The organism is Aequorivita sinensis (assembly GCF_006346335.1).
GTDB lineage: Bacteria > Bacteroidota > Bacteroidia > Flavobacteriales > Flavobacteriaceae > Aequorivita > Aequorivita sinensis.
The window spans coordinates 103,627-127,923 of the sequence record NZ_VDMC01000002.1 but is presented as its reverse complement, the minus strand read 5'-3'; the positions used below and the strand labels follow the sequence as shown (position 1 = coordinate 127,923).

At 34.1% G+C, this 24,297-nt stretch carries 22 protein-coding genes; 15 read left to right on the top strand and 7 right to left on the bottom strand.

All coding sequences use genetic code 11. The annotated features are described in order from the left end of the window. Positions 1–68: 68 nt before the first annotated feature. Positions 69–2,018: a heavy metal translocating P-type ATPase gene (locus FHP04_RS03605; RefSeq protein WP_139854619.1), complete on the top strand. Its 1,950-nt coding sequence runs from the start codon at positions 69–71 to the stop codon at positions 2,016–2,018. Positions 2,019–2,129: 111 nt separating this feature from the next. Beyond that, positions 2,130–2,876, top strand: a complete 747-nt coding sequence (locus tag FHP04_RS03600; RefSeq protein WP_139854617.1) for a YoaK family protein — start codon at positions 2,130–2,132, stop codon at positions 2,874–2,876. A 79-nt stretch (positions 2,877–2,955) separates the two neighbouring features. Here the strand turns inward: FHP04_RS03600 and FHP04_RS03595 are convergent, their stop codons facing one another. The 5 genes from FHP04_RS03595 to FHP04_RS03575 form a co-directional block, all read right to left on the bottom strand. Next, positions 2,956–3,570, bottom strand: coding sequence for a YqaA family protein (locus FHP04_RS03595; protein ID WP_139854616.1), 615 nt, complete (start codon positions 3,568–3,570; stop codon positions 2,956–2,958). A gap of 198 nt (positions 3,571–3,768) precedes the next feature. Then, on the bottom strand, positions 3,769–4,047 hold the full coding sequence (locus FHP04_RS03590; protein ID WP_139854614.1) for a DUF1456 family protein: 279 nt from the start codon (positions 4,045–4,047) through the stop codon (positions 3,769–3,771). Positions 4,048–4,174: 127 nt separating this feature from the next. Then, the gene (locus FHP04_RS03585; protein WP_139854612.1) at positions 4,175–4,633 is read right to left on the bottom strand and encodes a universal stress protein; all 459 of its coding nucleotides are present in this window, start codon (positions 4,631–4,633) and stop codon (positions 4,175–4,177) included. Between the two features lie 107 nt (positions 4,634–4,740). Further along, entirely contained in the window at positions 4,741–5,397 is a 657-nt protein-coding gene (locus FHP04_RS03580; RefSeq protein WP_139854610.1) for a hypothetical protein, read from the bottom strand. An 84-nt stretch (positions 5,398–5,481) separates the two neighbouring features. Next, positions 5,482–5,682: an adenylosuccinate synthetase gene (locus FHP04_RS03575; protein WP_139854608.1), complete on the bottom strand. Its 201-nt coding sequence runs from the start codon at positions 5,680–5,682 to the stop codon at positions 5,482–5,484. Between the two features lie 128 nt (positions 5,683–5,810). On the opposite strand from FHP04_RS03575, the gene FHP04_RS03570 reads away from it, so the two are divergent. The 5 genes from FHP04_RS03570 (at position 5,811) to FHP04_RS03555 (ending at position 10,603) form a co-directional block, all read left to right on the top strand. Beyond that, the gene (locus tag FHP04_RS03570; RefSeq protein WP_139854606.1) at positions 5,811–6,677 is read left to right on the top strand and encodes a sigma-70 family RNA polymerase sigma factor; all 867 of its coding nucleotides are present in this window, start codon (positions 5,811–5,813) and stop codon (positions 6,675–6,677) included. Between the two features lie 97 nt (positions 6,678–6,774). After that, complete coding sequence (locus FHP04_RS03565) at positions 6,775–8,601, top strand: SLC13 family permease (protein WP_139854604.1); 1,827 nt, start codon at positions 6,775–6,777, stop codon at positions 8,599–8,601. A gap of 9 nt (positions 8,602–8,610) precedes the next feature. Next, the gene (locus FHP04_RS03560) at positions 8,611–9,504 is read left to right on the top strand and encodes a mechanosensitive ion channel family protein (RefSeq protein ID WP_139854602.1); all 894 of its coding nucleotides are present in this window, start codon (positions 8,611–8,613) and stop codon (positions 9,502–9,504) included. Between the two features lie 24 nt (positions 9,505–9,528). Next, a complete protein-coding gene (locus tag FHP04_RS14770; RefSeq protein WP_260402625.1) occupies positions 9,529–9,657 on the top strand; it encodes a hypothetical protein in 129 nt (42 codons plus the stop codon). 103 nt (positions 9,658–9,760) lie between these two features. Continuing rightward, a complete protein-coding gene (locus FHP04_RS03555) occupies positions 9,761–10,603 on the top strand; it encodes an OmpA/MotB family protein (protein WP_139854601.1) in 843 nt (280 codons plus the stop codon). A gap of 80 nt (positions 10,604–10,683) precedes the next feature. Here the strand turns inward: FHP04_RS03555 and FHP04_RS03550 are convergent, their stop codons facing one another. After that, positions 10,684–11,409, bottom strand: a complete 726-nt coding sequence (locus FHP04_RS03550; RefSeq protein WP_139855018.1) for an SDR family oxidoreductase — start codon at positions 11,407–11,409, stop codon at positions 10,684–10,686. Positions 11,410–11,478: 69 nt separating this feature from the next. On the opposite strand from FHP04_RS03550, the gene FHP04_RS03545 reads away from it, so the two are divergent. Further along, positions 11,479–12,084 carry a M15 family metallopeptidase gene (locus FHP04_RS03545; RefSeq protein WP_139854599.1) on the top strand — a complete coding sequence of 202 codons (606 nt, stop codon included), beginning with the start codon at positions 11,479–11,481 and terminating at the stop codon, positions 12,082–12,084. Positions 12,085–12,094: 10 nt separating this feature from the next. On the opposite strand, the gene FHP04_RS03540 is transcribed toward FHP04_RS03545, so the two are convergent. Continuing rightward, the gene (locus FHP04_RS03540; protein WP_139854597.1) at positions 12,095–13,012 is read right to left on the bottom strand and encodes a mechanosensitive ion channel family protein; all 918 of its coding nucleotides are present in this window, start codon (positions 13,010–13,012) and stop codon (positions 12,095–12,097) included. 85 nt (positions 13,013–13,097) lie between these two features. On the opposite strand from FHP04_RS03540, the gene FHP04_RS03535 reads away from it, so the two are divergent. The 7 genes from FHP04_RS03535 to FHP04_RS03505 all read left to right on the top strand — a co-directional run bounded on the left by FHP04_RS03535 (position 13,098) and on the right by FHP04_RS03505 (position 24,056). Continuing rightward, positions 13,098–13,403: a DUF3817 domain-containing protein gene (locus tag FHP04_RS03535; protein WP_179951769.1), complete on the top strand. Its 306-nt coding sequence runs from the start codon at positions 13,098–13,100 to the stop codon at positions 13,401–13,403. After that, on the top strand, positions 13,403–14,662 hold the full coding sequence (locus FHP04_RS03530; RefSeq protein WP_139854595.1) for a mechanosensitive ion channel family protein: 1,260 nt from the start codon (positions 13,403–13,405) through the stop codon (positions 14,660–14,662). Before FHP04_RS03535 ends, FHP04_RS03530 begins: the two co-directional genes overlap by 1 nt. Before the next feature lie 84 nt (positions 14,663–14,746). Next, entirely contained in the window at positions 14,747–17,602 is a 2,856-nt protein-coding gene (gene uvrA / locus FHP04_RS03525) for an excinuclease ABC subunit UvrA (protein ID WP_139854593.1), read from the top strand. 61 nt (positions 17,603–17,663) lie between these two features. Further along, on the top strand, positions 17,664–18,350 hold the full coding sequence (locus tag FHP04_RS03520; protein WP_139854591.1) for an LOG family protein: 687 nt from the start codon (positions 17,664–17,666) through the stop codon (positions 18,348–18,350). 133 nt (positions 18,351–18,483) lie between these two features. Next, the gene (locus tag FHP04_RS03515; protein WP_246051387.1) at positions 18,484–21,243 is read left to right on the top strand and encodes a metalloprotease; all 2,760 of its coding nucleotides are present in this window, start codon (positions 18,484–18,486) and stop codon (positions 21,241–21,243) included. Between the two features lie 75 nt (positions 21,244–21,318). Next, positions 21,319–21,543: a hypothetical protein gene (locus FHP04_RS03510; protein WP_139854588.1), complete on the top strand. Its 225-nt coding sequence runs from the start codon at positions 21,319–21,321 to the stop codon at positions 21,541–21,543. 98 nt (positions 21,544–21,641) lie between these two features. Next, entirely contained in the window at positions 21,642–24,056 is a 2,415-nt protein-coding gene (locus FHP04_RS03505; protein WP_139854586.1) for an alpha-ketoacid dehydrogenase subunit alpha/beta, read from the top strand. The last annotated feature ends 241 nt before the right edge of the window (positions 24,057–24,297 follow it).

Below are 24,297 nucleotides of genomic sequence, written 5' to 3'. Positions count from 1 at the left end.
AGAATTTGTTAGGCTTAAAAAATAGCCGAAATGAATTTTTATTTCAAAATTGGAAATAAATATATGCAATGAAGAAAAAGGAATTAGCTCATAATAAGTTAAAAAGTGAAGAAGGATGCTGCAGTCACAACCATAATGTCAATACCGATAATCACCAAAGTAATTTCAAAATATATTTACCTGCCATAATAAGTTTTATAATTCTTATTTCAGGTATTGTAATGGATTACTATGGCACCGCTTTCTTTAAAAATTGGGTTCGATTAGTATGGTACGGAATAGCTTATATCCCAGTGGGTTTCCCAGTAATGAAACAAGGTTGGGACAACATTATGAAAGGAGATTTTTTTACAGAATTCTTTTTAATGACCATTGCTACCATCGGAGCTTTTGCCATTGGCCATTACGAAGAAGGTGTTGCTGTAATGCTATTTTATACAGTTGGAGAGTTATTCCAGCATTCGGCAGTTGAAAAAGCAAGAGGAAATATAAAAGCTCTTTTGGATGTGCGCCCAAATGAAGCTTTAGTAAATCGAAATGGCAAATATGTCTCAGTAAACCCTGAAGAGGTTGAAATAGGTGAAAAAGTTCAAATTCGCGTGGGAGAAAAAATCCCCGTAGATGGTAAATTAGTTTCTCAAAAGGCTTCATTAAATACGGCAGCACTAACCGGTGAAAGCAAACCTGATGCAATTAGAAAAGGAGATAAAGTTTATGCAGGAAGTATTAACCTTGAAGGCGTTATCGAAATTGAATCCACAAAACTATTTAACGACAGTTCAATATCTAGAATTTTAGATTTAGTTCAAAATGCCACTTCACGTAAATCTAAAACTGAACTTTTCATTAGAAAATTCGCCAGAATCTATACTCCTATAGTTGTTTTTTTAGCTATAGGCGTTACGCTTCTACCCTATTTTTTTGTAGATGACTATGTGTTTCAAGATTGGTTATATAGAGCTTTAATATTTCTAGTAATTTCATGCCCCTGCGCCTTGGTAATATCTATTCCTTTAGGGTATTTTGGAGGACTAGGAGCTGCTTCTCGAAATGGGATATTATTTAAAGGAGCTTCATTTCTTGATGCGATTACCAAGATAAACACTGTAGTTATGGATAAGACAGGCACCCTGACTAAAGGAGTTTTTAAAATCAGTGCAATTAAGGCATTTACCTATTCTGAGGAAGAATTGATGCAATATCTTCTTGCAATTGAAACTCAGTCAACGCATCCCATAGCAAGAGCTATTACGGAGTACGAGCATGATAAAAACATATATCAAGCAAATAATGTTACTGAAATAGCTGGAAAGGGATTAAAGGGGAATGTTAATGGTAAAACTATACTTGCTGGAAATAAATCCTTACTGAATTCGAATAATATTGAAGTTCCTCAAGAAACTGAATCTATTGTAGAATCTATTGTTATGATTGCAATAGATAATGTATTTGCGGGATATGTAATAGTTGCAGATCAATTAAAAGATGACGCTCAAGAAGCTATTATAAACCTGAGAAAAGTTGGAATTGAGAATATCATTATGCTTTCGGGTGATAAAGCTTCAATTACTGACAGAGTTGGTCTAGAGTTAAAATTAAATCAAGCTAAAGGTGGGTTGTTACCAGAAGATAAATTGGATGAGGTTGAAAGATTAAAAAAGATCCCGGGCACAAAAGTTGCATTTGTTGGTGATGGTATAAATGACGCACCTGTTATCGCAACAAGTGATGTTGGAATTGCGATGGGAGGCTTAGGTAGTGATGTTGCTATAGAAACTGCCGATGTAATTATTCAAACAGACCAACCTTCCAAAATTGCTCAAGCCATTAAAATAGGTCGTTCAACTCGACATATTGTTTGGCAGAATATAGCTTTGGCATTTGGTGTAAAATTAATTGTTTTAATTCTAGGTGCAGGAGGTATAGCTACAATGTGGGAAGCTGTTTTTGCCGATGTGGGTGTAGCTTTTCTAGCCATTTTAAATGCGATACGATTACAAAAAATGAAATGGTCATAAATTGAGTATGGTTTCAAAGTTTCAATGTCAACAAAAACGTTAAATTTGTTTTATTCATAATTGTTCACATAATTCCTATAATGCTTACTATAAAGTTTAAAATAAAATATAATGTTTAGGCATCAAGGCAAAAGCAGAACTTTAAAGCACAACCTACAAATTGCAACTGTTTTATCATTTGTTGCTGGAATTGTAAACGTTACTGGGTTTCTTGCCATTCAAGAGCTTACTACTAATGTAACTGGACATTTTGCCCAATTTATATATGAATTAGAAAATTTAAAATTTTGGAAGGGAACTATTTATTTGCTGTTTATCCTTTCGTTTCTTCTAGGATCTTTTTGTTCTAGTATTCTAATTTTAAAATTTAGAGAAACTAAAAATATAAATGTTTTTGTGTTACCTACGTTAGCAGAAGCGCTAATTCTTGTTACAACAGCTATCCTGGCTCAATCTACCGAAATACAATATCCAAATACTATAGCTTGTTTATTACTGTTTTCAATGGGTATGCAAAATGCTTTTGTGACTAAAATTTCAAACGAAATTGTTCGTACAACGCACCTTACAGGACTTTTCACCGATTTGGGTATTGAATTGGCTCATCTTTTTTTTCCAAAAATGCACCCTAACATTCAAAAAGTAAAATCGAATATAAAACTTAGAATGGTAATAATTTCGTTTTTCTTTATGGGAGGTTTACTTGGTGGCTTTTGTTATTCAACTTTAGGGTTTAAGACAAACAATTTAATAATTGGAGCTATTATCCTAATACTGAGTTTATTTTATGACGACTTAAGATTTAGCTTAATTAAAACCAAAAGAAGGTTCAATCAGAAAAAGATTCGGAATAACTAAGGACACAACTTTTATGGAAAAAGATCTAAATCAAATCCAAACTTCAGAAATGGTAGGAATGATAAAAGTTCGTTTTTTATTAAAGCAAATTGAAAATAGCTAAAGCGTAAAGATAAAATCTTACAAAACGAAGTAATCCAAACAGCAGATAGTTTCTAAAGCTATAATGAATCATTCCTGCAGCCATACTAGTCATAGAATACGGTATAGGCAATAAAGCACCAACAACTATAAGGAAGCCTCCCCATGTGCGAATCTGCTTTAAGTGCTTCTTCATTTTACCTTCCATATATTCATAAACTCTAGGAAGAGTAAAAATCCATCTACCAATAAAATATGAAATAATACCTCCTATGTATGATAATGCAGCTAATAAAGTTAAATAAAGTATTGGCTGAGGCATTTTATCACTCCAAGCAATAAAAATTTCTGGTGGCACAAGTCCAAGTAAAGATTCTGAAGCCAAGAAGACCAACAAAATATTTATCGGCGCGTAGGTTTCAGTAACATAAGTAAAAAGGTCACTAAAATCTACTAAGTACCTATCTACGGCAAATAATGCAGCAATAATTAAAACTATTGGAATAAAAGCTTTTTTAAGACTTTGCCCTACAAAAGAATAGAAACCTGTGTATTTGTAATACAGGTGCACCCTCTTTAGTTTGTTAGTTTCAGATTTTTTTACTGTGTTCATTATATGTTGTGAAAATTCAATCGTTTTTATCTTAAAAATAGTCATCAACCGATGCGGGTATAAGACGTTGCAAATATAATTTTATTAATACTCAGACACAACGATTTATGAAATCATTCACGGTTAATTGTATGTTAAAGAATTACAGTGTTTTGACACCTAAATCCCTAACGAAAGAAAAGATTTAAAAAAAATATTCTAAGGATTTGGCTTAGATTGACCCCTAGGTTTTGCTTGTCGTTTTTTCTTTTCAGGCATTGGTCCACGTAAATGAATTACTAAGCCATTTAAAAAATTACGAAGAAACTGATCGCCGCATTCCATATACTTTTCGTGGTTCTCATTTCTAAATATTGCACCAAGTTCGCTTTTACTTACTTTGAAGTCTACTAATGCACAGATTTTTACGATATCTTCATCTCTAAGTTTATGCGCTACGCGCAATTTTTTCATTATATCGTTATTTGTTAATGCCATAAATCAAGATTGAATTTTTTCAAAGATAACTTTATTTAAATGCTACAAAACCAGATTGCATAAGAAATATGGTATCCAATATGCATTAATTAAAAACCCTTCTCTTTTAAATGCATTCACTTCCCTCCTACTTTTCTCCGGTAGGAACAAGATAAACTGGAACTTTAGTTTTTTCAAGTACACTAGATGCCACTGTCCCGAGAAAGATTCTTTCTAAAGTACCGTGGCTATGAGTTCCCATAACAATTAAATCTGCACCCCATTCGTTGGAATATTTTAAAATCTCATTTGCGGTATCTCCTTCTACCAGTTTTGTTGAAACATTTTCGCCTCCTATATGTCTCTTTGCTTGTTGAAGATAATCTTCAGCAACTTTTACAAATTCTTCTTGAATGTTGTAATCTACAGGAAAAGCATATCCTTCATATCCCATAAATGGTTGATATTCCATTCCATAATAACGCATTTCAGAAAGAACATGAAGCAAACAAACTTCAGCATTCATCATTTTTGCTAGCTCGTAACCCTTATTTACAACTTTTTCAGAATTAGGGTTATAATCAACTGTAATTATTACTTTTTTCATATCTGATAGTATTTCTCTTGTAAAGTTAAAATACAATGATGAATAAATTCGCTTTAATCGGTAATATTTCTTTTAAAAATGGATGTTTGGCAACTATTCAATAAAAATTATTGCTTCACAATAATTGTAGTGGCTTTATTTCCGGTAAGCAAATTCCATTCGTAAGAAGCTAATAGGTTTCCAATTTCATCGTAAACATTAACTTGTGCCGTATTCGGGCCTGAAGAACCCTGATTTAAAGCTTCGAAATCAATTTTATTAAATCCGTCCTCAAGCGGAAGATCAAAGCCTCTAAAGCTTCCTTCCAATCTAACGTGAGCAATTTCAATTTGTCCGTTAACCCATACTCTTATCATATCTCCGTCCACAAACTCGTGATCGCGATACATAATAGTAGCTTTTTTTGCTGTTGTTTTAAAATCACCTAAATACTGATCCTTCCCGTATTCTGGTTTAGCTTCCTTATCTTTAGTAAAATACTTCGGGGCTTTGTTTGTACCTGTATAGTCTATCAGCCCATCCCCATTTTGCATATCGATTTGCTTTTCTTTTTCTTTTCCTAAATCAGAATTACTAAAAGTATTAGACTTATTATTTTTAGTAAGTGAAGGTGTTTTTACAGCCGGTATTTCAAAACCTGTTGGATTGTCTATTGTTGATTGCGACGATTCAAAAAGAACATTGTTGTTATTCGGGAATTCAATTTGTGCAAACAAAACCCCGTGAAACAGAATTAAACCAATAAATAAGACTTTCTTTAACATAGCATATAAAATTTCTTAGCCTATAACAACAACTACACCAAATTTAGTGTGCTATTTGATAAACAAGAAATAAATTGTAAAATTTTATTTATTATGTTTTTGCCTTTTTCTCCACCAAAGAATTAATACCACAAACACGATTGGAATAATTATATATATTATCAAGTCGGCTGTATTAGATAAGTCTATTGGGTAATCACTTGGTTTTGGGACCTCTGTGGGCTTTTGTGCCCAAGCAATTGAGGTAAACAACAAGGCAGTTATAGGGATTAAGATATCTTTCATATTCATAATTTTTATTAAGATAAACATTAAAAATCACACCATCAAATTTTAACAACTTATGTTAACTATTTGGAAAATCCCCAAAAATGTCTTACTATGCCGTGTTATTATTAAAAACAGGAGAATATATGAGACAACTTAAGATCACGAAGCAGGTTACCAACAGAGAAACCAAATCTTTAAACAGTTATTTACAGGATGTTAGTAAGATAGATTTAATAACCGCTGAAGAGGAGGTTGAGTTGGCACAACGAATTCGTGAAGGTGATCAAGCCGCACTAAATAAATTGAGTCGTGCGAATTTACGATTTGTTATTTCTGTGGCAAAACAGTATCAAAACCAAGGTTTAAGTCTTCCAGATCTTATTAACGAAGGAAACGTTGGTTTGGTGAAAGCTGCTAAAAGATTTGATGAAACGAGAGGTTTCAAATTTATCTCGTATGCCGTTTGGTGGATTAGACAAGCAATTCTACAAGCAATTGCGGAGCAGTCGCGAGTTGTAAGACTTCCACTTAACAAGATTGGTGATATCAATAAAATTAAAAAAGCCTCTATTCACCTAGAGCAAAAGTTTGAAAGAGTACCTACTGCGGCTGAAATTGCAAAAGAATTAGACTTTAGTGAAAGTAAAGTAAAGAGTTCTTTGAAAAACTCAACGCGAAGCTTATCGATGGATGCACCATTTCAGGAAGGAGAGAATGACAACAACCTTTATGATGTATTGAGTTCTGGAGAAAGTCCTAATCCTGACAAAGATTTAATGCACGAATCACTTCGTATTGAAATTAATCGCGCATTAGACACTTTAGCTCCACGTGAAGCGGATGTTGTTAAATTAAATTTTGGTCTTTGTGGGCAACCACCTATGACACTTCAAGAAATTGGTGATACTTTCGATTTAAGTCGTGAGCGTGTACGTCAAATTCGTGAAAAAGCGATTCGTCGTTTGCGTCAGACTTCTAAAAGCCACATCTTGAAAAAGTATTTAGGCTAAAAAATCTTTAAAAATATTGGTTCTCTAATATTTTTAACATTTTCTAAAGAACGAGTATTGTTTCTGAGGTTATCTTTATAACGATAACAAAAGTCTTATGACAACAGAAATAATACTCGTTTTTTCTATTCTGTTAATTACCATTATCCTTTTTGCCTTTGAAGTTTTTTCAGTAGATAAAATTGCGATGTTGGTAATAGCCACATTAGCACTTACCGGATTAGTACAACCAGAAGAGGCAATTTCGGGCTTTTCTAACCCCGCAACTATTACAGTGCTCTCCTTAATGATTATCGCTTTAGCCCTTGAAGACAACGGCGTAATTGCAACTCTAGCGCGTTTTCTTAAAAATTTACACATACTCCCACTCTTTCTATTACTCCCCGTATTTATGCTTATTACTGGTGGGATATCTGCATTTATAAATACAACCGCAGTAGTAATTGTATTTATTAAAATTATTTCAGAATTAGCTAAGCGCTTTAATCTTCCAAAGGCCAAGTTACTTCTACCTATATCATTTGCAGGTATTTTAGGTGGTAGCTGTACACTTATGGGGACTTCAACAAACCTTATAGTAAACGCTATTGCAAAGGATTTAGGCGCCGAGCGCTTTAGCTTTTTTGAATTCTCTTTTTTCGGATTTATTTTTTTAATTGTAGGGATTATCGTAATAACTATAGGTTCACGCTGGCTTCCCTCCGACTCTAAAGAAAGTTTACAAGAAGCATATGAATTGGACGATTATGTAACAACTGTATCTATAACCGAGGAATCTAAATTAATAGACAAGACTATAGAAGACACTTTTTTATATTCTAATCCAGAAATTTCAATATTAAAACTAAGAAGAGGAAAACAAACCATTAATGCACCTGGCAGATATATATCCTTAAAGGAAGGTGATAGATTAGTTTTAATGTGTGATTTAGAAAATCTTACTGAACTTAAAAAAGCTGAAGGTTTAAGTATTCATAAAGATGAAGAGGATAAAGGAGATGACGAACAAACCGACAAAGAAAAAGATAAAGAAACAAGTAAAATTTCGAAGGAATGGACTTTTGTAGAACTTTTAATTCTGCCTGGTTCTATACTAATAGGTAAAACATTAAAACAGTTAAGAAAACAAACCTTTAATAGTGCACTTCCTATTGCAATAAAAAAGCGAAGGAATATTAGAAACACCAAGGAAAGATTAATCCGGAAGAATATCGAGCAAATCACTTTAAAACCTGGTGACAGACTTTTGGTTGAAATTCCAAAAAATGAAATGAGCCTACTTTACGATTTGGAGAATGTTGCAGTTTTAAAAGAACATAAAGCCAAACCAACAGTAAATATTCGAAAGAGAAATATTTCATTTGTAATCTTACTACTAGTAATTGGCTTAGCTGCCAGTGGAATTTTACCAATTTTAATTAGTGCCATCACCGGTGTTTGTTTAATGCTATTAACCCGTTGTTTAAATTTAAACGATGTTTATCATCGTATAAACTGGCAGGTAATCTTTTTACTTGCAGGAATGATTCCTCTCGGTATCGCAATGAACAACACAGGTGCAGACAAATGGCTTTCAGATCAACTGCTTACAGTTTTAAGTGGACAGTCGAATTTAGTGGTTATAGGCCTTATCTTTTTAATCACCATGTTAATGAGTAGCGCAATTAGCAATAATGCTACGGCAATAATTATGACACCTATAGCAATAGCTGTAGGGGTTGGATTAGATTTGTCATTAAAGCCTTTTATACTATCGGTTTTATTTGGAGCCAACTTCAGTTTTTTCACTCCTATGGGGTACCAAACCAATACTTTAATTTACGGTATGGGTATCTATAAGTTCAAACATTTCTTTTTAATTGGAGGAGTTTTATCCATTATTTTATGGCTTTTAGGTACTTTTATGCTTTCATCATTACTATAAAACAACTATATGGCACTACAAAATTTTTCAGTTAGCGATTCAGTTTCAAACTTATGGAATAAACTTGACGGATGGCTAGATGCGATTATTCTAAAACTGCCCAATATGGCTGTAGCCATTATTGTAATGGTTATATTTTATTTTATTGCGAAGGGCGTTAGGAAATTTGCCCACGATGTTCTTTTTAGAAAAATAAGCGACGAGTCTATTAAACAAGTACTCTCAAAATCTTTTTACGCCGTAGTATTATTAATTGGATTTTTTATAGCATTAAGCGTTTTACAACTTGACAAAATGCTTACCTCTATATTAGCTGGTGCTGGTGTAATGGGGTTGGCAATTGGTTTTGCTTTACAAGGAACCTTAAGCAATACTGTATCAGGTTTTATGCTGTCGTTTCAACCCAAAGTAAGGATAGGCGATTTTGTAGAAACTCAAGATCGCAGTGGTTTTGTAGAAGAAATTGATTTAAGAAATGTCACGCTCAAACAAACAGATAATGATTACTTAATTGTTCCAAATAAAATGTTTGTGGAAAACAGCTTTATTAATCACTCCTGGACCAAAAGAACTCGAATCACTGTAGAATGCGGAGTTGGTTATGAAGAGGATTTACAAGAAGTAGAAGATTTAGTAATTAAAATTATTTCTGCTAACTTTGAACAAAACCGCCATGAAGAAGTTGAATTCTTCTTTAATGAATTTGGAGATAGTTCAATTAACTTTATTACTAGGTTTTGGATAGACAGCCAAAGTCCGAAGCCAGTATTAGCCGCAAAACACAAAGCGATTAAACTGATTAAGAAAAACTTTGACGAAGCTGGAATAAACATCCCTTTCCCTATTCGCACATTGGATTTTGGAAAGAATAAACTACAAATGACTACCAAAAAAGAAGAATAAAAAATTAACCAAAAATTAGACGTTATGAAAAAATTACTTAGAATATTAGCTGCCGGTTGGGGTGCTAAAAAAATAGGTGGAGGTAAGTGCGGTTGTATAGGTACAATTGTAGTATTTATTATACTTTACTGGCTTATAGGGTACGTATTATAAACCCTTTAATACCTCTTTAACAAAACAATAGCACTTATTAACTAATTATTTGTAGTGTTGGCACATATATTTGTCCCATACAAACCTATTAAAAATTAGTAAAATGAAAAAAGCTATTGCACTAACCATGCTTGCGGGAGCATTATTTGCTACCTCTTGCGTATCGAAAAAAAAGTATGTAGAACTGGAGAATCAATACAATGATACTCGTTCTACTTTAGCAAAAACTCAACTTGAAAAAGAAGAAATTGAAGCGAAATACGCTAAAATTGAAGAGCGTGTTGCTAGCTACAATTCTAAAATCCAATCATTAACCGACAGTAACAACAACCGCCTACAGCAGTTTGAAGGTGTTGTGATTTCAGAAAATGATAAGGAAAAAATGAAAAAAGCTCTTGCCAATGTAGATCCCCAAGAATTGGCCGAAGCTAAGACACTTAAAGATTCTATGAATCTTATTGTTTCTCACAATCTTAAGAAAAACCTAGACAACTCATTAGTTGGTGAAGGTGAAGAAGATGATATCACAATTGATATTGATGAAACAGTAGTAATGATTACTATTTCTGATAAACTATTATTCAGTTCTGGTAGTGCACGTGTTAACAGAAAAGCTAATCCCCTATTAGAGCGTTTGGCTAATGTAATTAACAGCGAACCAGCGTTAGAAGTTATGGTTGAAGGTCATACTGACAGCCAAACTGTAAAGCCAGGTGCTTATATTAAAGACAACTGGGAATTGAGTGTAGATCGTTCTACTGCTGTAATTCGTATATTACAAGATAATTACGGTGTAGATCCTGCAAAACTAATTGCTGCTGGTCGTAGTAGTTTCCATCCTTTAACCGAAAACGAAACTAAAGAAGGTCGCGCAAAGAATAGAAGAACAAGAATTGTAATCTTACCAAACCTTGATAAATTCTTAGCATTACTTTCTAATAACTAATGTTAGAAAGTAAAGATTAAACAACAAAAAAGGCTGTTCAAAATGAACAGCCTTTTTTATTTAAATAGTTAAAATAACTTTTACTTGCTAGGTGGCGTAGTTGGTCTTACTTCAATTTTACTCGGTAAGGTTCGAGGGTTCATTTTTAATAAATCTACCACCAACTTTCCGATATCTTCTTTCTGAATCTTCCAAGCATCTTTTTCATCAGGCTCATTTCCATTAAAATGCGTAGACACAGAACCAGGCATAATTGTACTTATTTTTATACCATAATCGCGGAGATCAAGCATAGCTGCTTGTGAAAAACCAGTTAAACCAAATTTACTTGCATTATAAGCACTTCCTCCTTTAAAGAAGTTAGTTCCAGCCAAACTTGAGATACTTATATAATAACCTTTGTTTTTCTTCAGTTGCTCTAAACCTGCTTTTAAAGTGAAAAATGGTCCTGTAAGATTAGTGTCTATTGTTTCTTGCCATTGTTCTATAGATAGTTCTTCAACAGAACCAAAATGGCCTAAACCAGCATTAGCAATAACAACATCTAATCCTCCAAATTCTTTAATCGCAGTCTCCACTGCCTTTTTTTGACTTTCAAAACTCCTTACGTCTGCTTGTAAACCTATAGCTTGAGCCCTGTCGTTTCCATGTGCATTCAACATTTTTGCAGCCTCTTCAGCTGTTTCTAAATTTCTTCCTGTAATTGCTACATTAACCCCTTCTTTGAGTAATGCTTCGGCAATTCCGAAACCAATTCCTTTTGTACCGCCAGTAATTAGAGCGGATTTTTTTCCTAAATCATTCATGTCTAATGTTTTTTTCAAAGTTACCAAATGCAATTTCTATTGTTATTAATTTCTACTTAAATTTGAAATATGAAACTTCCAGTAATTTTACTTTTATTTCTCGTTTTTTCAGTGAAAATGAATTCACAAGAGAAGTTAGTTAATCTAAAAGATCTTTCCACAGAATTCAACTATGAAATCCGTTATGCCACTCCAAATAATTTTATTGGCGAAACACTTTACGATTGTGCAGAATGCCTTTTACAACCAGAGGTTGCTGAAGCCCTTCTATTAGCTAATCAATATTTTTGTGAAAAAGGATACCGTATTAAAATTTACGATTGCTACCGCCCACTTGATGTTCAGAAATTTATGTGGTCTAAATACCCGCGCCCTGGCTATGTTGGCAATCCTTATGGAAATGGCTCTATCCATAATAAAGCTGCCGCAGTAGATATCACGATAGAAACCCTAGACGGATGTTATGTTGAAATGGGAAGCGATTACGATTACTTCGGAAAAGAAGCACATATAGACAATTATAACTTGCCCAAAGAAGTGCTTGCAAATCGGAAGCTTCTTTTTGAAGGAATGCGCAAATTTGGCTTTAAAAATATCCGTACAGAATGGTGGCATTTTAATTTTGGAAGCACGAGGAAATATAAAACAATGAATGTCCCCTTGCCTTGTGAATAAGAATTATTGTTTAATTAGATGTTTTACCCTCCTCCCCTCTATTCAGTTTAAAAGGAATATCAGGACTGTTTTTATAAAGTTTTAATTCAACAACATCTGAAGGTAAATTGAAGTCTCTATCCGCAAGTGCGACTTTTACTTCTTTAATTATCATCCCACGTAATATTCTTGAGGCCCTTCTATAATCAACAGTATCTACCCAAAAGAATACTTTTAAGTTTACAGTACTTGCGGCCAACTCATCTTCAATAACAAAGTTTTCATGCTCACCATCACGGACAATTTCTTTGTTGTTGTCTAAAACATCTTGGATTACCTTTTTAGCAGCATCAATATCATCTTCATACCCCAAACCTACTGTGAAATCGACTCTATAGAAACCATCTGCTGTATAATTTTCAACTGGTTTAGTTAACACATCACTATTTGGGATATAGATATCACGTCCATCAAAAGTTTTTATATGTGAATATCTAAAACTCAACTCCTTTACTTTTCCGAAAATATCATCAACTTTTATGGTATCATTAATATTAAACGGCCTGTTAAAAGCCAGAATAATTCCAGCTAAAAAATTCTTACCAATATCTTGAAATGCAAACCCTAAAATAATTGCTCCACCACCAACAGCAGTTAATAATCCCGTAGCGATATCATCTAATCCGGCAACTCGAAGTGCAAGCATTATAGTTATAATAATTAAAATTACTTTCACCGCTTGTGCCAAAAATTTCGACATTAACGGATCTTCAGATTTTTGCTGAAAACGTCTTTTATAGAAGCTCGTTAACATTTGAGCAAGTAAAACACCAAGGATTATAACCAAAATCGCCAATGCAATTCGGGGTAAAATTCTTAGAAATTCCTCGTAATATTGTTGAAGTGAAAGCTTAATTGTTTCAGTAGGTGATTGTAGTAGTAAGGGCATTTATTTTTTCTTTTAAAGATACTAATAATGAATAAACAATTCTTCACTTAAATTAGTCTTAAAGTTTAGCAGAGCAGATTTCAAGATGTATCTTTGCGAAAAAATAAGTATAGTGGAACTTTCAGTAAAAACATTCAAGCTCATTAGCACTTTGGAGGCTATTTCATTTTTAGTATTATTAGGTATTGCTATGCCTTTAAAATATATCTGGGATATGCCAGAAATGGTACAAATTGTTGGTATGGCGCACGGAATCTTATTCGTGCTTTATGTTGGTGGTGCCATATATATGTACAAAAAACTTAATTGGTCTATTGCCGATTTGTTTATTGTAGTTATGTGTTCAGTACTTCCTTTCGGACCTTTTTATGTTGAGCGTAAATATTTATAATGAATCAAGATACACTTCAAGAATATAGTTGCTTATTACAGAACTTCCTTATAAATGAAGGAATGTATCCCCAATGGGCTATTTTCTTAAACGTTGTTGTAAACTGTATCGTTGTTTGGATAGTAGTCTATTTCCTTGACATTGTCTTTAGAAAGTTAATCATAGAAACCTTTAAAGCATTAAGCAATAAAACTGTTTCAACTTTTGATGATTATTTAGTTAAAAGTAATTTCCCAAGGTATATTGCGCACGTACTGCCGTTGGGAATTGTACACAACCTTATCCCTATAATCTTTATAGAATCTCCTCTAATAACCAATCTTCTATTGGTTATTACTAAGGTTCTTACTGTAATTCTTTTAATTTATATTTTTAGAAGTATTCTACGAACCACTCGTAACTATCTTCAAGGTACCGAACGATTTAGGGACAAACCTATGGAGAGTTACGTTCAAGTAATGATGATATTTACATGGGGAGTTGGTATATTTTATATCATACAGATGTTAACTGGTTTTTCATTAATCAGTTTAACAACTCTTGGAGCTGCTTCGGCAGTAATTTTACTTATTTTTAAAGATACCATACTCGGTTTTGTAGCTAGTATTCAGGTTGCGGTAAATGATATTGTTCGAATTGGAGATTGGATTACTTTTAGCAAGTTTGGCGCTGATGGTTATGTTACCGAAATAAACCTTGCAACTGTACGCGTTCAGAACTGGGATAATACTTATACTACAATTCCTACATATAGCTTAATTTCAGATTCTTTCCAAAACTGGCGGGGAATGCAAGAAAGTGACGGTAGAAGAATAAAACGATCTATTTATATAAAGCAATCTTCCATAAAATTTTTGTCTTCAGAAGATATTGAAAAATTCAAAAAGATTCAGCTAATTAAACCATATCTAGAACACCGTGAGAAGGAGGTTTCTAAGTTTAACACACAAAATGAAGCTGATAAAGAATTGCTTATCAATGGCCGTAATCAAACGAACTTAGGAGTTTTTCGTCATTATGCCGATGCTTATTTAAACGAAAACCCAATTATAAACAAAGATTTATTTTTGATGGTTCGTCATTTGGCACCAACAGACAAAGGGATTCCTATCGAGATATTTTGCTTCAGTAAGGATAAGCGATGGGTGACTTACGAAAATGTTCAAGCGGATATTTTTGATCACCTATTGGCAGCTATCCCCTACTTCGATTTAGAGGTATTTGAGTTACCTACAGGCAAGGATATCCAACGTCTTTGATTACTTGATTTCTAAGTACTTCAGAATAAAAATTTCAAGCATCACAAGTCTTTAATTTGCGGTGAAATAGTACCTTTGCAAACTATGTCGAAAAATGAGGATTTTATAGAAGTTTTGGGCGCACGCGTCCACAATTTAAAGAATATTGATGTTCGTATTCCAAGGGAAAAATTAGTTGTTATTACAGGACTTTCGGGAAGTGGAAAATCTTCTTTAGCTTTTGATACAATCTACGCTGAAGGGCAACGCCGCTATATTGAAACTTTTTCGGCTTATGCACGACAGTTTCTAGGTAGTTTAGAACGTCCAGATGTCGATAAAATTGAAGGTCTTTCACCTGTAATTGCAATTGAACAAAAAACTACAAGCAAAAGCCCGCGCTCTACTGTGGGTACAATTACTGAAATTTACGACTTCCTTCGTTTATTTTATGCCCGTGCAAGTGATGCATATAGCTACAATACTGGCCAAAAAATGGTTAGTTATAGCGACGAACAAATTAAGAGACTTATACTTGAGGACTTTGCCAATAAAAAAGTTAGTATCCTAGCCCCTGTGATCCGTTCGCGTAAAGGACACTACCGTGAACTATTTGAACAAATAGCTAAACAAGGATTTTTAAAGGTACGCGTTGATGGGGAGGTGCGAGATATTGTAAAAGGAATGAAACTAGACCGTTACAAAACTCACGATATTGAGATTGTAATAGACAGGCTAAAAGTTCCACCTTTTACTGAGCAGACAGCAGTTAAAGAAACAGATAACGACAAACGAATTTCAGAAACCATAAATACAGCAATGTATCACGGTGATGATGTTTTGATTGTTCTAGATAACGACACCAATGAAGCGCGATATTTTAGTCGTTCTTTGATGTGTCCAACTTCTGGGATTTCATACCCTAACCCCGAGCCGAATAATTTCTCTTTCAACTCTCCAAAAGGTATGTGCCCGAATTGTAAAGGGCTAGGGAAACTTTATGAAGTAAATCTAAATAAGCTTGTACCAAACCCAAAACAATCGATTAAACAGGGTGCTTTGGCTCCGCACGGACCGCAAAAAAGTAATTGGATTTTTAAGCAGTTAGAATTAATTGCCGAAAGATATAAATTCAAATTAAGCGATTCTTTTGAGAGTATTCCTCAGAAAGCTAAGGATATCATATTTTTCGGGGGAAATGAAAAGTTTGAAGTAGAATCAAAGGAACTTGGAATTACAAGAAGTTATAAAATAGATTTTGAGGGAGTAGCAACATTTATTCAAAATACATTTGATGCCAACGAATCTACTTCGCTTAAAAGATGGGCTAAGGAATATATGGATAAAATACCTTGTCCAGAATGTGGCGGAACCCGACTTCGCAAGGAATCACTTTACTTTAAAGTAAATGAAAAAAATATTGCTGAACTCGCCAACATGGATATTGTAGAGTTGGCAGACTGGTTTAAAAATTTAGAAAAAAACCTTTCAGAAACGCAGCTAAAAATTGCTTCAGAAATTATAAAAGAAGTACGCTCTAGACTTCAATTTTTAATTGATGTGGGGCTAACTTATTTGGCATTAGACAGAAGTTCAAAATCGCTTTCTGGTGGAGAAGCACAGCGTATTCGACTTGCAACTCAAATTGGTTCACAGCTGGTAGGTGTACTCTATATTTTAGATGAGCCTAGTATTGGTCTACATCAGCGTGATAACGAGCGTTTAATTTATTCTTTAAAACAGTTAAGAGAAATTGGAAACTCCGTAATAGTTGTGGAACACGATAAAGATATGATTGAGAGCGCAGATTATGTAATCGATATTGGTCCTGCTGCTGGAAAATACGGAGGAGAAATAGTTTCAGAAGGAACTCCAAAAGAAATTGAAAAACACGATACCCTTACTGCAGATTACTTAAACGGAAGAAGAAAGATAGAAATTCCAGAAAAGCGCAGAGAAGGAAACGGAAAAACATTAACGCTGAAAGGCGCTACAGGTAATAACTTAAAGAATGTTTCTGTTGAGTTTCCTTTAGGAAAGATGATTGGCGTAACAGGCGTTTCTGGTAGTGGGAAATCAACCCTTATCAACGAAACTCTCTACCCTATTCTTAATGCTCATTTCTTTAATGGTGTAAAAAAACCTATGCCTTACAAAAAGATTGAAGGACTTGAGAATATTGATAAGGTTATAGATATTAATCAGTCCCCAATTGGGCGTACACCACGCAGTAATCCTGCAACTTACACAGGCGTTTTTTCTGAAATAAGAAATCTATTCGCTAAAACACCAGAAGCAATGATTCGCGGATATAAGCCTGGACGTTTTAGCTTTAACGTCTCTGGCGGTAGATGTGAAACTTGCAAAGGTGCTGGACTGAGAGTGATAGAAATGAATTTCCTTCCAGACGTTTATGTGGAATGTGAAACCTGTCAAGGAAAACGATTTAACCGTGAAACTTTAGAAATTCGCTATAAAGGAAAATCTATTTATGACGTATTGGCGATGACAATCAATGAAGCAGATGATTTCTTTGAAAATATCCCTAAAATACACCGAAAAATAAAAACCATAAAAGATGTTGGACTTGGGTATATAACGCTCGGACAACAATCCACAACCCTTTCTGGTGGCGAGGCGCAACGAATTAAATTGGCGACAGAACTTTCAAAAAGAGATACCGGAAATACTTTTTACATTTTAGATGAACCTACTACAGGATTGCATTTTGAAGATATTCGCGTATTGATGATAGTACTGAATAAATTAGTTGATAAGGGTAACACCGTTTTAATTATAGAACATAATCTCGACGTTATTAAAACCGTAGATTATATTATAGACATAGGCCCTGAAGGTGGAAGAAAAGGTGGGAAAGTAATGGCTTTAGGAACTCCTGAAGAAATTGCAGATCACAAAAAAAGTTATACTGCGCGATTCCTTAAAAAAGAGTTACTTTAGAGGATTATTCCTGATAGCTTGAAGTATAAATTATTAACAACATTAAAATACTATTCAATAAATGAGAAACGAATTAACACCTAAAAACTGGAACCAAGTAAAAACAAACGACTCTTGGGCTATTTTTAAAATAATGGGAGAATTTGTTAATGGATACGAGAAAATGAGTCGTATTGGACCCTGTGTATCTATTTTTGGATCAGCTCGTACTAAACCAGATCACAAATATTACAAGCTAGCAGAAAATATCGCCAAGAAAATTACTGAAAACGGTTATGGTGTTATCACTGGCGGTGGTCCTGGTATTATGGAAGCAGGAAATAAAGGTGCTCATTTAGCAGGAGGAACTTCTGTAGGACTTAATATTACACTTCCATTCGAACAACACGACAATCCATATATTGACAGCGATAAGAGCATAGACTTTGATTATTTCTTTGTGAGAAAAGTTATGTTTGTGAAATATTCACAAGGTTTTGTTGTAATGCCTGGTGGTTTTGGAACTTTAGATGAGTTTTTTGAAGCATTAACACTTATTCAAACTCACAAAATAGATAAGTTCCCAATTATATTGGTTGGCACTGAATTTTGGGGCGGACTTTTTGAATGGATTAAAACAACATTAGTTGACGCTAAAAACATTAATGTTGAAGATTTAGATTTAGTTCATTTAGTTGATACTGAAGATGAAGTACTGGTTATCTTAAACGAATTCTATAACGAATATAATTTAAGTCCGAACTTTTAATTTTCCATAAAAACTCTGGAAGTATTTATAATTTGTGATATTCTTCTAGCAGTTCAGAATTTAAATTCATTAAAATATCTTGATAGCAAAAAGTATTTTATACTGTATTTTTTTTTGCTTGACTATTCAAGCAATGGCACAGCATACAATAAATATTAATGCTACGCTAAACCCTTCTAATAAAACGATTTCGATTGAACAGAAGGTGACGTATAATAATACTTCTAAGGATACATTAAATGAAATTTACTTTTTCGATTGGGCGAATAGTTTTTCTGCTAAAACGACACCGCTAGGTAAACGTTTTGCCGACAATTATGAGAGTGCTTTTCACTTCGAGAAAAAAGAAAATCGAGGAAAAACAGATATTCACAAAATCTATAACAACTCGGTTGTTCCGCTACAATGGCAACGTGATAAAGCAGTAGATATTCTAAAAATAATTCCTGATAAACCTCTTAAACCAGGTGATAATTATACTTTCAATATAGCGTATACAGTAAAAGTGCCAGACGATAAGTTTACGCGGTACGGAGTAGACAAAAACAACAACTACAAACTGCGGTACTGGTACATTTCTCCTGCTGTTTACGATGGGGAATGGCAAATTTATAGCAATAAAAATACAGATGATTTATATTTAACTCCATCTCATATTTCTATAAACTTAAATATCCCAAGGATATACAATGTAACGTCAGATTTAAACGTCGAAATTGAAACCCTTTCTACTAAAGAAAAAACTATTCATTTAGAAGGGGAAGATCGCAACAGCGCTGTTTTATATATTGAAAAAAATCCAAGTTTTACAACAATTGAAACCGATAAAGTTAGCATTGTTACAAATATTCAAAACAGCCGTGTAAACCCTCCTGTTCAAGCTTTAGTAATCGATAGAGTCGCTCAATTTTTACACAATAAACTTGGACCATATCCTTTTGAAAAAATAGTAGTTAGTGAGACAGATTATAAAACAAATCCCGTTTACGGTTTAAACCAACTTCCAAGTTTTATTAGTCCTTTCCCTGATGGTTTTGAATATGATATGGAACATCTCAAAACCATTACCCGCCATTATATAGACAACACTTTAATTTTTAATCCTAGAGAAGATTATTGGTTACAGGATGCTTTGCAGATTTATTTAATGATGGAGTATGTTGATACCTACTACCCTAATATGAAAATAATTGGAAGTTTAAGTAATTGGTGGGTAATACGTTGGGCACACGCGGCAAACCTTGAGTTTAATGATCAGTATCCGCTACTCTACTTAAATATGGCTCGTAATAATATTCAACAACCACTTACTATTTCAAAAGATTCGTTGTTGAAATTTAATATGAATATTGCCAATGGCTATTACGGTGGTAGTGGTTTCAAATATTTAAATGATTATTTAGGAGATAATATACTTAGTGAAAGCTTCAAGGAATTCTATATTCAAAATAGATTAAAACCTGTAAAAGTTTCAGATTTCGAAACTTTTCTATCTGAAAAAACTGACCTTCCTATTAATTGGTTTTTTGAGGATTTTGCAAACACTCGAAAAACTATAGATTTCAAAATTAAGAAAGTTCAAAAACACGGCGATTCCCTTATAGTTTCTATAAAAAACAATAGAAAATCTAAACTGCCCGTTAGTTTATACGGCTTAAACGATAATAATGTTGTTTATAAAACTTGGACTAAGCCAATTGACAGCATAAGCACGATTACAATCCCTTCTAAGGATATTAAAAAGTTAGTCCTTAATCACAAAGGAGAAATCCCTGAGTATAATCGTCGAAACAATTATAAAACGGTAGATGGATTATTAAATAAGCCTATTCAGTTTAGGCTTTTTCAAGATGTAGAAGATCCTAGCTTCACCCAGTTTTTCTTTATGCCAATATTCGAGTATAATTTGTACGACGGAGTATCTGCAGGTATCAGACTGTACAACAAAACTGTGCTTCCTAAGCCAGTTCACTTTAGTTTTGAACCTCAATATGGTTTTCGTTCTAAGAAATTAGTAGGTGGTGCTTCTGTTAGTTATATTCAATATTTAGATGAAGACAAACTTTACAAAATGCGCTATGGTTTTTCAGGAAACTACTACTCCTACGATCGTGGTTTGTTCTATAAAAAATTCACACCCTATATCACTTTCTCTTTTCGAAACGATGATTTAAGAGATAATGAAAAGCAATTTATTAATCTTAGAAACATTAACGTTTATAAGGATAAAGATCCTAATGATCCCGATCAAGAGCCAAATTACAGTGTTTACAATATTCAGTACGTCTATTCAAATCCAAATCTTATTAATTATTTCAGGTCTGTAGTGGACTATGAAATTTCATCTAAATTCAGTAAACTTTCGGCAAACTTGGAGTATAGAAAGCTATTTCTAAGTAATCGACAGTTAAACTTACGTTTTTTTGCAGGGGTTTTTCTTTTCAACGATACCCGTGAGAATGAAGATTTTTTCAGTTTCGCACTAGACCGTCCTAGTGATTATTTATTCGATTATAATTACTACGGAAGAAGTGAAGATTCTGGACTTTTTAGTCAACAATTAGTAATTGCAGAAGGTGGATTTAAATCACAATTAGAACCTGCTTTTGCAAATAGTTGGATGGTAACAGCAAATACTAGTACTAATATTTGGAAGTGGATATATGCATATGGCGATGTGGGGTTAGTTCACAATTCAAATAGTGGTACTACCGCAGTTTTTGATAGTGGAATTAGATTGAGTTTGGTAGCAGATTATTTCGAACTCTACTTCCCCCTTTATTCAAGTTTAGGATTTGAACCTAACCTCCCCCACTATGACGAAAAGGTTCGCTTTATAGTTACCTTAAGCCCTCAAACGCTACTAGGTCTATTTACTAGAAAATGGTATTAAAGTAAGTTTTTATTCAAAAGAACAAATTGTATAAGATTACTTCAATCAAGAAATAATAAATTATAGACTCATACTATGGATTTCCTAAACAACTGGCGTATAATTATTTTACTTTGTCTAACTCTAGGTTTAGCTCCTTTTATGCCCGAACCACATCTTTGGGGAAAGCTAAAATGGATAGCGGGAGGAGCGAATGGGATGCAGGCTGCAGATTGGTTTGATGTATTATTTCACGGTTTTCCATTTATACTACTCTTTAGACTACTGATTGTTAAGGGATTCAAGACTAAAAAAGAATAAACCAATTATTCACTATTTTAATTAACTTCTACTAAGCAAAATGGCGTTGTAAAACCACCCTAAATTTGCTACTTTTGCAATTCCTAAAATTTATTGTAATGCAGACAGATCCTAAGACAAATACAGAGATTTCTTTTGAAGATTTTAAAGAAACAGTTATAAACGATTATAAAATTGCTGTAACTAGCCGTGAATGTAGTTTACTTGGCCGACGAGAAGTGCTTACTGGTAAAGCTAAATTCGGAATCTTTGGAGATGGTAAAGAAGTCCCTCAACTTGCTTGGGCAAAAGCATTTCAAAAAGGAGATTGGCGTAGTGGATACTACCGCGATCAAACCTTTATGATGGCTATAGGCGAATTAACTATTCAGCAGTTTTTTGCTGGGCTTTACGCACATACCGATATAACTGTAGATCCAATGAGTGGTGGAAGACAAATGGGTGGACACTTTGCTACGCATAGTTTAAATGAAGATGGAAGTTGGAAAAATCTAACAGAACAAAAGAATAGTAGTGCAGATATTTCACCTACCGCTGGGCAAATGCCTCGTCTATTAGGTTTAGCACAAGCTTCAAAGATTTTCAGAAATGTTGAAGGCTTAGAAGACAAAACAAACTTTTCTATAAATGGAAATGAAGTAGCTTGGGGAACTATTGGAAATGCAAGTACTAGTGAAGGTCTTTTTTGGGAAACCATAAATGCTGCTGGTGTTTTACAAGTACCAATGGTAATGAGTGTTTGGGATGACGAATACGGAATTTCTGTTCACGCAAAATATCAAACTACAAAAGAAAATATATCTGAAATACTAAAAGGTTTTCAGCGTACCGAAACTGAAAAGGGTTATGAAATTATTCGTGTAAATGGTTGGGACTATCCAGAGCTTATAGAGGTTTACAACCGTGCATCTAAAATAGCTCGTGAAGAACACGTACCTGTATTAATTCACGTACAAGAACTAACACAACCTCAAGGTCACAGTACTAGTGGTTCGCATGAGCGTTACAAAAGTAAAGAGCGCCTAGAGTGGGAAGCGAAAAACGATTGTAATTTAAAAATGCGCGAATGGATGATCGCCAACGATATTGCAACAGACGAAGAGCTTTCTGAGATTGAAAAAGATATTAAAAAACAAGTACGCGACGGCAAGAAAGCGGCTTGGGATGCCTTTATAAATCCACAAAAAAGAGAACAGGAAGAAGCTGTTTTATTATTAGGAAACCTAGCGGAAAACAGTGCAAATAAAAACTTCATCGAGAAGATTAAAAACGAATTAGAGGCTGATAAAAGTCCATTGCGTAAAGACATACTAGGCGCAGCTCGTAAAGCATTGCGTTACGTTGTAAAAGAAGATTCTCCTGAAAAGAAACAATTACAAGATTGGATTGCGAATTACTTCGAAATAATTCAACCAAAATACAGTGCCCACCTTTACTCTGAAGCTGAAGAAAATGCTAAAACAGTAAAAGAAGTGCCTGCTACATATTCTGATGATGCGGAAGAAGTTGACGGTCGTGTAATTTTACGTGACAACTTTGACGCTATTTTTAGTAAACACCCAGAAGTTCTAATTTTCGGTGAAGATGCTGGTGAAATTGGAGATGTAAATCAAGGTTTAGAAGGGATGCAAGAAAAGTACGGCAAGCTTAGGGTTGCCGATGCAGGAATTCGCGAAGCTACAATCTTAGGTCAAGGTATCGGAATGTCACTCCGTGGCCTACGTCCTATTGCTGAAATTCAGTATTTAGATTACATTTTATACTGTCTTCAAATTATGAGTGACGATCTAGTTACTACGCGTTACAGAACAAATGGTAAGCAAAAGTCACCACTTATTGTTAGAACTCGAGGCCATAGATTAGAAGGTATCTGGCACAGTGGCTCTCAAATGGCTGGTTTAATCCACTTACTACGCGGAATGTATATCTTAGTACCAAGAGATATGACCAAGGCTGCAGGTTTCTACAACACACTTCTAGAAACAGACGAACCAGCATTGGTTATTGAATGTTTAAATGGTTACCGTTTAAAAGAAAAAATGCCTAACAACCTTGGCGAACTTAAAACTCCAATAGGAGTTGTAGAAACTATTAAGGAAGGTACAGACATAACTTTAGTGTCTTATGGAAGTACATTACGTATAGTTGAAGAAGCGGCTAAAGAATTACTTCAAGCAGGAATTAATGCTGAAATCATCGATGTTCAATCATTGCTTCCGCTAGATATTAATCACGACATAGTTAAGAGTGTTGCAAAAACTAACAGGCTTTTAGTTATTGATGAGGACGTTCCGGGAGGTGCTTCAGCATATATCTTAAATCAAGTTATTGAAGAACAAGGAGGTTATAGATATATGGACAGCAAGCCGCAAACTCTTTCAGCGAAAGATCATCGTCCTCCTTATGGAACCGATGGAGATTACTTCTCCAAACCTTCAGTAGAAGATGTTTATGAAAAAGTTTATAGCATTATGCACGAAGCAAATCCAACTGAGTTTCCAAAATTGAGATAATTTATAACTAAAGGGAAATCCCCCTAAATTTTAATTTAAATCAATGGAAATATTGTTTTTAGCAGAATTTATCATACATTAGCAATATAATTATTAAAAAAACAAGTTTATGTCACTAGTTAGCTTAAATAACAACAATAATAATAACGAGCTGCCGTAACAAAAACTTGTCGCGATATATAGCCCGTCAGGTTTTTTACCTGACGGGCTTTTTTTTTGCCTCCACTCCACCCCACTCGGA